This window comes from Gemmatimonadaceae bacterium (assembly GCA_037721215.1).
Classification (GTDB): Bacteria; Gemmatimonadota; Gemmatimonadetes; order Gemmatimonadales; family Gemmatimonadaceae; genus UBA4720.
In genome coordinates, this window is record JBBJNV010000005.1 from 142,608 (window position 1) to 152,468 (window position 9,861).

The 9,861-nt window shown below is 60.6% G+C and carries 13 protein-coding genes and 1 tRNA gene; 10 read left to right on the top strand and 4 right to left on the bottom strand.

Features of this window, described 5'->3' with window-relative positions:
* Positions 1 to 12 precede the first annotated feature (12 nt).
* Positions 13 to 336 carry a thioredoxin gene (trxA, locus tag WKF55_03985; GenBank protein MEJ7758734.1) on the bottom strand — a complete coding sequence of 108 codons (324 nt, stop codon included), beginning with the start codon at positions 334 to 336 and terminating at the stop codon, positions 13 to 15.
* A 75-nt stretch (positions 337 to 411) separates the two neighbouring features.
* Here trxA and mce point away from each other — a divergent pair, with 75 nt between their 5' ends.
* Positions 412 to 837, top strand: a complete 426-nt coding sequence (gene mce, locus WKF55_03990) for a methylmalonyl-CoA epimerase (protein MEJ7758735.1) — start codon at positions 412 to 414, stop codon at positions 835 to 837.
* 64 nt (positions 838 to 901) lie between these two features.
* On the opposite strand, the gene WKF55_03995 is transcribed toward mce, so the two are convergent.
* Positions 902 to 1,429, bottom strand: a complete 528-nt coding sequence (locus tag WKF55_03995; GenBank protein MEJ7758736.1) for a hypothetical protein — start codon at positions 1,427 to 1,429, stop codon at positions 902 to 904.
* Here WKF55_03995 and WKF55_04000 point away from each other — a divergent pair.
* The 9 genes from WKF55_04000 (at position 1,423) to ychF (ending at position 8,010) form a co-directional block, all read left to right on the top strand.
* Positions 1,423 to 2,169 carry a pyridoxine 5'-phosphate synthase gene (locus WKF55_04000; protein MEJ7758737.1) on the top strand — a complete coding sequence of 249 codons (747 nt, stop codon included), beginning with the start codon at positions 1,423 to 1,425 and terminating at the stop codon, positions 2,167 to 2,169. The genes WKF55_03995 and WKF55_04000 overlap by 7 nt on opposite strands.
* A complete protein-coding gene (locus WKF55_04005) occupies positions 2,166 to 2,543 on the top strand; it encodes a hypothetical protein (protein MEJ7758738.1) in 378 nt (125 codons plus the stop codon). Before WKF55_04000 ends, WKF55_04005 begins: the two co-directional genes overlap by 4 nt.
* On the top strand, positions 2,540 to 3,565 hold the full coding sequence (locus WKF55_04010; GenBank protein MEJ7758739.1) for a lysylphosphatidylglycerol synthase transmembrane domain-containing protein: 1,026 nt from the start codon (positions 2,540 to 2,542) through the stop codon (positions 3,563 to 3,565). Before WKF55_04005 ends, WKF55_04010 begins: the two co-directional genes overlap by 4 nt.
* Entirely contained in the window at positions 3,562 to 4,536 is a 975-nt protein-coding gene (ispE, locus tag WKF55_04015) for a 4-(cytidine 5'-diphospho)-2-C-methyl-D-erythritol kinase (protein ID MEJ7758740.1), read from the top strand. The genes WKF55_04010 and ispE overlap by 4 nt, the downstream gene beginning before the upstream one ends.
* Positions 4,537 to 4,548: 12 nt before the next feature.
* Positions 4,549 to 4,619, top strand: a tRNA-Gln gene (locus WKF55_04020).
* A gap of 47 nt (positions 4,620 to 4,666) precedes the next feature.
* The gene (locus tag WKF55_04025; GenBank protein MEJ7758741.1) at positions 4,667 to 5,623 is read left to right on the top strand and encodes a ribose-phosphate pyrophosphokinase; all 957 of its coding nucleotides are present in this window, start codon (positions 4,667 to 4,669) and stop codon (positions 5,621 to 5,623) included.
* A gap of 18 nt (positions 5,624 to 5,641) precedes the next feature.
* Positions 5,642 to 6,304 (top strand): 50S ribosomal protein L25, encoded by a 663-nt coding sequence (locus WKF55_04030; protein MEJ7758742.1) that lies wholly within the window; start codon positions 5,642 to 5,644, stop codon positions 6,302 to 6,304.
* A gap of 9 nt (positions 6,305 to 6,313) precedes the next feature.
* On the top strand, positions 6,314 to 6,889 hold the full coding sequence (gene pth, locus WKF55_04035) for an aminoacyl-tRNA hydrolase (GenBank protein ID MEJ7758743.1): 576 nt from the start codon (positions 6,314 to 6,316) through the stop codon (positions 6,887 to 6,889).
* 20 nt (positions 6,890 to 6,909) lie between these two features.
* Positions 6,910 to 8,010 (top strand): redox-regulated ATPase YchF, encoded by a 1,101-nt coding sequence (gene ychF, locus WKF55_04040; GenBank protein MEJ7758744.1) that lies wholly within the window; start codon positions 6,910 to 6,912, stop codon positions 8,008 to 8,010.
* A 130-nt stretch (positions 8,011 to 8,140) separates the two neighbouring features.
* Here ychF and WKF55_04045 read toward each other — a convergent pair whose 3' ends face one another.
* Both WKF55_04045 and WKF55_04050 read right to left on the bottom strand, forming a co-directional pair.
* A complete protein-coding gene (locus WKF55_04045; protein MEJ7758745.1) occupies positions 8,141 to 8,953 on the bottom strand; it encodes a DUF4198 domain-containing protein in 813 nt (270 codons plus the stop codon).
* Positions 8,954 to 9,080: 127 nt separating this feature from the next.
* A complete protein-coding gene (locus WKF55_04050; protein MEJ7758746.1) occupies positions 9,081 to 9,578 on the bottom strand; it encodes a CHRD domain-containing protein in 498 nt (165 codons plus the stop codon).
* Positions 9,579 to 9,861 lie beyond the last annotated feature (283 nt).

Consider the following 9,861-nt stretch of genomic DNA (forward strand, 5'->3'; position numbering starts at 1 on the left):
AGCGGCTAGACGTTAAGCGGCGTGCTGTCGGAATTTTGCGTCGAGGATCGATTTCGAAGGACCGATGATCTGATCGACGAGCTTGCCGTCCTTAAAGAAAAGGATGGTCGGAATCGAGCGTACATTGAACCGCATCGCCGTCGCGTTATTGGTATCGACGTCGAGTTTTGCTACCTTGGCCTTGCCAGCATACTCACCCGCGAGCTGATCCAGAACGGGCGCAACCGCCCGGCATGGTCCGCACCAGGTCGCCCAGAAATCAACCACTGCCAGACCCGGGTGATTCTCGATTTCGGTCTCGAAATCGCTGTCCGTCACATCGACCGCATTAGACATTCAAGCTCCTTTCTGGCTGGAAAACCCGTCCGACTCAGCGAGACGAGTTTGTTCTCATTTCAGGATTGAAATCTAATGCAAACACCAAGCCCCAGAGGCACGCGCATTGCGCACATTGGCATCGCCGTCCGCTCGATTGCCGAGCTGGTGCCATTCTATCGGGATGTCCTGGGGATGAGCGAGGCAGTGCTGGACAACTCGGATGGCGCAAGCATCGCTGGATTTGAGGCGGGCGAGTCGCTGGTCGAGCTGCTCGAGGCGGAAACGCCTGACAGTCCCGTTGGAAAATTCATCGCCCGCCGTGGTCCGGCAATCCATCACGTCTGCTTCACTGTCGACGACCTGGATGCAATGCTGGAGCGGTGCCGCGCCGCGGGATTGAGGCTGATCGATGAGGTACCGCGGATTGGCGCTGAGGGGAAGCGGATTGCGTTCATCCATCCAGGGTCGACGGGCGGCGTGCTTATCGAACTAACGGAGCACGACGCCGGTTCCGGGTGACTTTTGTTTCAGGACCCCGAACTGAGGGCCGTTGGCCAGTTACAATTCAAGTCGCCAATCCAGCTCACCTGCCGGGGACCTTCCGGCAGAAGTCATTTACGGCTGCGATCTCCATGTTGTCCACGTACCACCGATTTGCAGGGCCGCGGATGGTGTAGAATTTGGGAACGCGCGTCTGTGACCCGAGGGTGAGCTCCACCCCCAGTACACGGTGGCCGCCTTCTCCCGGATTCTCGTTGACAATGCGAAATTTGTCGTGGTTGAAGAAACACTGAAGTACGATGAGCCGCTTCTCGAGCTCTTCGCGCTCGATATTTTCGCGGGCCGGGCCGCGCGATGTTCCGAAATTCGCTCCCATCGCCTGGATATCCTGTGCACGGACCGCGGTTAGAAACTGCTCGACGGCCAGACGAGGCGTAACCGCGCCATTGAGCTGGGGGTTTCCGGCCGCACCCCTTGGGCCTGGTGTGTTTGGAACGGGAGTGGTCGAAGCGCGGGCGCATCCCGAAAGCAGCACGAGGGCGAGCAGGAATTTCTTCACCGGATTCTCCACGAAGTTTGACGCGAACCTGAACGGCGAGACCAATGCCATCGAAACATCAGCGGCTGTATGTGAACATAGACCACGTCGCCACGATAAGGCAGGCCCGCAGGGGACTGGAGCCCAGTCCGGCGGAAGCAGCGGCATTGTGCGAAGCCGCGGGCGCCGATGGGATCACCGCACATCTGCGCGAAGATCGCCGACATGTTCAGGACGCCGACGTTGACGAGCTCGCAACCAGTGTGCGGACGTACTTCAATCTCGAGGCAGCATGCGCTGACGAGATGATCGACATCGCAATCCGCATCCACCCTCAGCAGGTCACGCTCGTTCCCGAAAAACGTGAGGAAGTCACGACGGAAGGCGGACTCGACATCGCAGGCGAGCGCAAACGGGTATCACACGCCGTGAGGCAGCTTCGGGCGGCCGGTATCCGGGTGAGCCTGTTCATCGATCCGACTGTTGAGGCGGTGGAGGACTCGAAGGCGCTTGGCGCCGATGCGGTGGAGCTTCACACCGGCGAATACGCCCGCAACCCCCACGATATCAGCGCGCTCCAGAACCTGCAGTCAGCAGCCCGGCGCGCCGCGGCTCTGGGGCTCGGCGTGCACGCAGGCCACGGGCTCACACTCGCGAATGTGGCGGCCGTGGCGGCGATTCCGGAGATCGAGGAGTTGAATATCGGCCACTCAATCGTCAGTCGGGCAGTGATGATCGGCATGGCAAACGCCGTGCGTGAGATCCGGGCGAAATTGGACGCTGCGCGCCAAACAGGGGAGATTGCGGTATGAACGCTCAAAGCGATGAGATAATTCCCATCTCCCGGCTCTTTTACGACGATGCCGGTCCGCATATCGTGAGCCCCGGGCGCAAGGATCCAGTCAGGCCTGCGGGCACTTTTACGCCGGCGCGCGGTCAGGACCTGCACGACCTGCTGAACGCAAGCATCGCGCAGCTGGGCGGCGTGTCGGGCGATACGAAACGGAAGACGCCCCCCCGGCCGACGCCCGTCGACATCCAGACGCTTCTCTACTCCGGAAGCGGCGCACTCGAGCGCGCGTTCGAGATCCGTAACGACGTCCGGTCCAGCGGCATTGCGGCGTCGCCCGAAACGGTCGACGAGCTGTTGGACCTCATCGGTCTGGCGATATCAGAGCAACAGTGAAGACAGGGGTTAAGAGCACGATCGGTATCGCGCTGAGCGCGATACTGCTATGGTGGACGTTGCGCGATGTATCGCTGTCGACGGTGGTTCACGAGTTGTCGCGGTCGAGTGCTCCCCTGTTTCTGGCTTCGGCGGTATGCGCGACGCTGATCTTCCCGCTCCGGGCACGCCGGTGGAGGACAATCCTGCAGCCCGTCGCGAAAGATCTGCCGTTCGGACCGTTATGGCGCTCGACCGCGATCGGGATGATGGTGAACAATCTCGTCCCTGCCCGCGCCGGCGAGATCGCCAGGGCCTATGCTCTCACGCGCGAGACGGCAGTGCCGCTTGCGACCTCAATCGCGTCGCTGGCGGTGGACAGGCTTTTCGACATGCTGGTTCTGCTATTGATGGCGGTCGCAGCGTTTCTCGACCCCGCATTTCCGCGCTCGGCAGAGATCGGCGGACAGTCGATTGGCAACCTGGCGCAGGGATCGATCGTACTTGTCGCACTTCTGATCGGGGCGCTTTATTGCCTTGCGTTCTTCCCGTCCCGCCTTGTAAGTGCTTTCGAAGTATTTGCGCGAAAAGTCTCGCCGAAAATCGAGGAGCGCGGCAAGGCGGCGCTCGTTCGCTTCAGCGAGGGACTCTCGGTTCTCAAAAGCCCCCGTCGGTTTGGAGCGGTGTTCGCGTGGACGCTGGCTCACTGGCTGTTGAATGCATTCGCGTTCTGGCTCGGATTCAAAGCCGTGGGAATCGAGCTGCCATTCTCGGCGGCGGTGTTTCTCCAGACGCTGATTGCAATCGGCGTGGCGGTGCCATCGGCACCCGGATTCTTCGGATTCTTCGAGAAGCTCGCAACCGTCGGCCTCGGTATCTACGGGATCGGCGCGAATCAGGCGACGAGCTGGGCGATAGGATTTCACATCCTGAGTTTCATACCGATTACCGTCATCGGCCTCTATTATTTCACCCGCCTCGGGCTCCGGTTCAGAGAGATCGGAAACGCCGGCAATTCCGCGGCAGCTCAGCCCGCCTCTTGAGCGGCGGGCCCGCCGCTCGCATCGTAGCGCAGGCCAAGCTTAACCTTCACCTCCGCGTTCTTGCGCGGGAACCGTCGGGATTTCACGGCATCCAGACCATCTTTCATCGCATCGATCTGGGCGATGACATTCTGATTCGGGCCACCGATGGCAGGCGCTCTATCGATGTCGAAGGATCCGACACTGGACCGCGGGAAGCTAACCTCGCCTTTCGCGCAGCCGCGGCGTATGCTGATCGATCCGGCTGGCCGCTCGGCTTTGATATCGAACTGACGAAACGGATTCCAGTTGGATCGGGTATGGGTGGTGGCAGTGCTGACGCCGCAGCGGTTCTGCGGGCGCTCGATTCGCTGGCGCCGAATCCTATGGGAGCCCATATACTTGCCGGGATCGCGGGGGCGCTGGGATCTGACGTTCCCTTTCTCGCAGGAAATGCCGTCATGGCGCTTGGAACGGGGCGTGGCGAGCGACTGGTCGCGCTCCCCGCCCTCCCGCGCCGGGATATTCTGCTGATGACTCCCGGGTTTTCGGTTGCCACCGCAGAAGCATATAGCTGGCTGGATGATGACCGAACGGAAGCGGACACGCTCCTCGCGAGAGACTTCGATGTGTCCGCGCTGGGATCGATGCAGGCTCTATACCGATCGGGATTGCCGCCTGTCGCCGCGGATCATTTCGAAACCGCGTTTGCCGTCGAGAATCCGCAGCTCCAGAGCTGGGAGAAACTGGCAACCTGGGCGAGTAACGATTTCGAGCCGGTGATAGTCGCCCGGCACCCTGAGCTCGGCGAGATGCTGAGCCGCCTGCGGCACTCGCGTGCGATCTTTTCCGGGATGACTGGTTCGGGTTCGACCATTTTTGGGATCCTCGACGGACCGGCCGACTTCGCCAAGGTGCCGGCGGAGCATCGCCATCGGGCGCGCAGCACGATGTCTGCCATCGATGTTGTTCAGCCCATTCGTATCGAGTAGCTTACGCTCACCTGCCCCCTCGTCCAATGGCAGGACATCGGTCTTTGGATCCGAGAATGGTGGTTCGAATCCACCGGGGGCAATTGCGGCTGATTATGCTGCTCACTTACCTTACAGGGCTATAGCGGCAATGGACGGACTTTCCGTACCGAGTCACGGCTTCAAACTTCTCTGCGGTACCGGCAACCCCGGGCTGTCAAAGGAAATCGCAAGCGGTCTCGGCGTAGAACCGGCCAGGCTCACCATCAGCAGGTTCGCCGACGGTGAGATTTTTGTCCGCATAGATGAAAACGTCCGCGGCAACGACGTTTTCATTCTGCAGCCGACCAACCCCCCGGCCGACAACCTGATGGAGCTGCTGCTCCTGATAGACGCGGCGAGACGGGCTTCGGCTGCCCGAATCACGTGCGTCATGCCGTACTACGGTTATTCGAGGCAGGACCGGAAGGATCAGCCGCGGGTGGCGATTGGCGCGAAGCTGGTCGCCAACATGATCGTAACAGCTGGTGCCGACCGCGTCTTGGGGCTCGATTTTCACCAGCATCAGCTGCAGGGGTTCTTTGACGTTCCGGTTGACCATCTGTATGCGGCGCCGGTTTTTGTTTCGCATTACCGAAAGAAACATCTGCACGACCTCGTCGTCGTCGCCCCCGATGTGGGGTCGGCGAAGATGGCACGCGGGTTCGCGAAACGTCTCAACGGTTCGCTGGCCATCATCGACAAGCGGCGCCCGCGGCCGAATGAAAGTGAGATAGTGAACGTCGTCGGAGAGGTCGAGGGGCGCGATTGTCTCCTTACCGACGATATGATCGATACAGCCGGTACAGTCTCTGAAGCGGCTCACGCGCTCAAGAGTCTGGGTGCGAAAGATGTTTACGTTTGCGCCACGCACGCATTGCTTTCCGGCCCCGCCGTGGAGCGATTGAGCGAGGCGCCGATAGTAGAAGTGACGGTTACAGACACGGTGAACATTCCGGAGGCCAAGCGGTTTCCGCAGCTCCACGTTTTGTCCGTCGGCGATCTGTTGTCGAAAGCGGTTAGATATATCCACAGCGAGCAATCTGTCAGCTCGCTTTTCGAACAGTAGCAAAGGGAGACTACAACGATGGCAATTGCACAACTTTCAGGCGTGGTTCGCTCCGGCAGGGGCAAAGGCGCTGCACGCTCGGTGCGCCGCGACGGGCAGGTCCCAGCGGTGATCTACGGCCACAAGCGCGCGCCGCAGTCGCTGGCGATAAATACCCGCGAGCTCGAGAAGCTGCTCGAGCACATTTCCGCTGAAAACACTGTCATCGAGTTGTCTCTCGACGGCAGAAATTCGCGGACGCTGATCCGTGAAATACAGCGTCATCCGTTCAAAAAGCAGATTCTGCACGTGGACTTCCAGGAACTGGTGGCGGGCGAGAAAGTCATCGTTCGCCTCCCAATCATCCTCATGGGCGTACCTGAAGGAGTGCGGATGGACGGTGGTGTGCTGGATCAGACGCTTCGCGATCTCGAAGTCGAAGTCGATCCCGCGAACATTCCGAATCACGTCGAAGTCGATGTCAGTGCCCTGATCATCGGCAGCTCGCTCCACGTCAGCGACATCGTGCTTCCCGATGGTGTGGAGGTCGTTGGTGAAGCTGATGCGTCGGTATGCGTCGTCGCTGCCCCGCGCGCGGCGATCGAAACTGTTGCCGCCGCCGAAGGCGAGACTGGCGATGAGCCGGAAGTGATCGGCAAGGCGAAAGACGATGAGGACGAGGGCGCCGGCGCCAAGAAGTAGCCCTTCAAATTGCTGAAGGTCATACTCGGCCTGGGGAATCCCGGGCGCAGTTATGAAGCGACACGTCACAACGTCGGCTGGTGGGTACTCGACTACCTGGCCGACGTTTGGCATTTCAATGGCTGGAAGCGCGATGGCGAGGCCATTGTGTCGACGCTGGTCATGGACGGAGCGCGCGTGCGGCTGATCAAACCGCAGACATTCATGAATCTCAGCGGACAGGTGCTGAAAAATTATACCCGGCGTCCCTTCTGGTCGGCGGCCAATGAGTTGCTCGTTGTCGTTGATGATGTTGCATTGCCGGTCGGTCGGTTCAGACTGCGGTCGCGGGGCAGTGCAGGCGGGCACAACGGGCTGCGCAGTGTCGAAGCCGCGCTCGGGAGCCAGGTGTATTCACGGCTTCGGATCGGTGTCGGTCCCGACGAAGAGCGGCGCAATGTTTATGGCAATCTGGCCGATTTCGTCCTCGCACCATTTGCGCGAGATGAGCGCGATGACATCATCGGGCTGATGCCGAAGGTGGAGTCGGCAGTCGAAAGCTGGCGCCGCGATGGAATCGAGAGCGCGATGAACGCGCACAACTAACGTTTCTCAGGGCCGAACGGATGCTCAAGCTTGGAATCGTCGGACTGCCGAACGTCGGCAAGTCCACTCTCTTCAACGCCCTCACGTCGGCTAAAGCCGAGGCGGCGAACTACCCCTTCTGCACCGTCGAGCCAAATGTGGGAATGGTCGAGGTGCCGGATGTGCGACTCGACCGGCTGCGGGAGATAGTGCAGCCGAAACGCACGGTGCCGGCAGTGGTGCAGTTCGTCGATATCGCCGGCCTGGTGAAAGGTGCGGCTGATGGCGAAGGCCTCGGCAACAAGTTCCTCGCCAACATCCGCGAGACGGACGCGATCGTCCATGTGGTTCGCTGCTTCGAGGATGAAGACGTCACGCACGTTATGGGCGACGTGGACCCGGTGCGCGACCGGGAGGTGATCGAATTCGAGCTCGCGCTGGCGGATTTAGCCGCAGTCGAGAAACGGCTCGACAAGACGCGGCGGGCAGCCCGGACCAATGACAAGGAATCTCTCGCTGAGCTCCCCGTGCTGGAGCGAGCGCACGGTTTTCTGAAAGATGGCCGCGGATTGTGGGAAGCCAATCTGAGCATCCAGGAACTGGGCGTGCTGGCGCCGCTGACGCTGATGACGAGCAAGCCCGTGCTCTACGCCGCCAACGTGAGCGATGCGGAGTTGACGGGCGATGAGGGTACTCATCTCACCGCACTTCGCCAGGCCGTGAACGCGAGTGGCGAGCACGCGGAGATAGTTCCCTTCTCCGCAAAGATCGAGGCCGAGCTGGCAGAGCTTCCACCGGAGGATCGGACTGAATTTCTCGAATCTCTGGGTCTCGAATCAGCCGGCCTCGACCGCCTCATCCATGCGGGCTACAAACTGCTTGGGCTCGAGACGTACTTCACCGCCGGTGAACAGGAAGTACGGGCGTGGACCATTCACCGCGGGGACAGCGCGCCAAAAGCCGCGGCGGTCATCCACACCGATTTTGAACGCGGCTTCATTCGCGCCGAAACGGTCGCGTACGACGATTTCATTGCACACTCCGGATGGAAGGGCGCACGCGAGAAAGGAGCAGTGAGATCCGAAGGCAAGGAATACGTCGTTGCCGATGGAGACGTACTGCTGTTCAGATTCAACGTGTAAACCGACAGCGGTCATTATCACCGTTGCCGGCGAACGCCCCCACACTCACATTCGGGCGATCAGCGATTATAAAGTTCCCATGCGTTACACCAATTTACATGGGCTCCCTTACGTTTTACCTGGTGGCTGGTCAACGCACCTGGAATGTAAGCGTCGCCCATTTGGACTCGTAGTTCAGCGCGGGGTCACCGCTGACTGGCGCCATGTGAATGAACTTCACGTACATCTGTCCCCGCTCGCTGACGCGTATACGGGCAACGCCGTCAGTGTCTGTTCTGACGCTGCGAACGGCCATCCGCCCGCCCCGCGTCGGCCTCCCGCCCGACACCACGAGCTGATTCGCCATTGGCTTGCCGTCCACAATGGCTCGAACACGGAGCCATCCCCCCGGTCGCGACGAGTAGGGATTGTTGAGAGGAACGAGCTCGGCCGGGTAGCCCAGCACAGTATCGAATCCCGGCGTCCGCTCCGCGCCCACCTGTATCAGAGCCTTGACGTGCTTCGCGTACTTCTCGGTAGCATCCGTGCCAAGCTCCCCGGCGCGACGCCTTGCCGCCAGAACATCCGGGATACCATCGCTCGCCAGATATTCGTTGAAGTCCTTCGCCTTGAGCGTGATCTGACTCGGACGCAGCGACGCTCCAATCACGTACGTCCCTGGCGCCCCGGTAGCTACGGTGAAGATGCTCGTGTCGCCCTTGTCCATCCACGTCGTCGTATCGGGATGGGTGATCCCGGCAGGGCCAACCACGCTGAGATCCCGCAGACGCGCCCGCGTAACCGAATTCTCACTCTTGCTGAACGTGCCGTTCAGCACGCGGATGCGGGCGGATGCCCCTGGCTCGATGAAGAAACTATCGAGGCGAAGGAAGAGATCGTGCGCCTGCAGCGCGCCAGTGACACCCAGCAGCAGGGCAAATACGATCAGGAAACGCGTCTTCATGATTCAGGGCTCCGGATTGGGGGCTGCTCGAGTTGGTGGCTGCTGAGGTTCGCAGTTACTGAGGTCCGTGCAAACTGCATCGCCTGGCCGCCGCGTCCGCGGGGCCAGACGCGTCGTTCAATAACGCCTACCGCACCTGACCGCGAATTTCGCCAGCCGGATTTGCGATGGTATGCACGTTTACATAGCCATTGCCACTCTTGAGAAGATTCTTCAGAGAATCGAGGGATACCGACGGAGTGAGGCTGCCAGCAGTGATGGTACCCCGTGCAAACTGGCCGTTGATCGGCCCTGTTCCACCCGCCGCCGATAAAAAGAGGCCGGCTACAATCGGGCCCGCGACTCCAGGGGCTCCAACATGAATGTGCGCCGCGGTGACGTTCATCATGCTGGTGGCGCTCAGGCGGTACTGAATTTCCTGCGGATAGATGACGACCTCAGCGGTTCCGGTCGCCGGACTTGGCTTGGGAGTCGGGACTTCCTCGGTGGTTGTCAACGGGATGTTGAAGCTTCGATCGACGTCGAACCCGCCGGTCGAGTTGCCGCTGTTGCAACCTGCCGCCACTGCAACAGCGGCGGCTGTCATGACCGCAAAAACGACTGGTTTCACTTTGTAATCTCTCATGCTGTTTCCCTTGATAATTGTGGCAGCCGCAACTGCGTGGCCCACAGCGTTGCGATACGGGCAAAATGAAAAGTGATCCGAGGTGCGCTTCATTGCAACGCTCTTCCGGATCCAGGACTAGCGGCCATCAACGATCGGCATTTGGTCCTGGATCCGAGTCCGTGAATCGCGGTCCTGCCCGGCAGCGTCCCATGGTCTTCACAATCCATGTGTCCCGCAACCCGATTTGGTAGTGGGTCAGGTATGGGGCCAAAAGCCAGGCTGAGGACACGCCGTCCGCTGA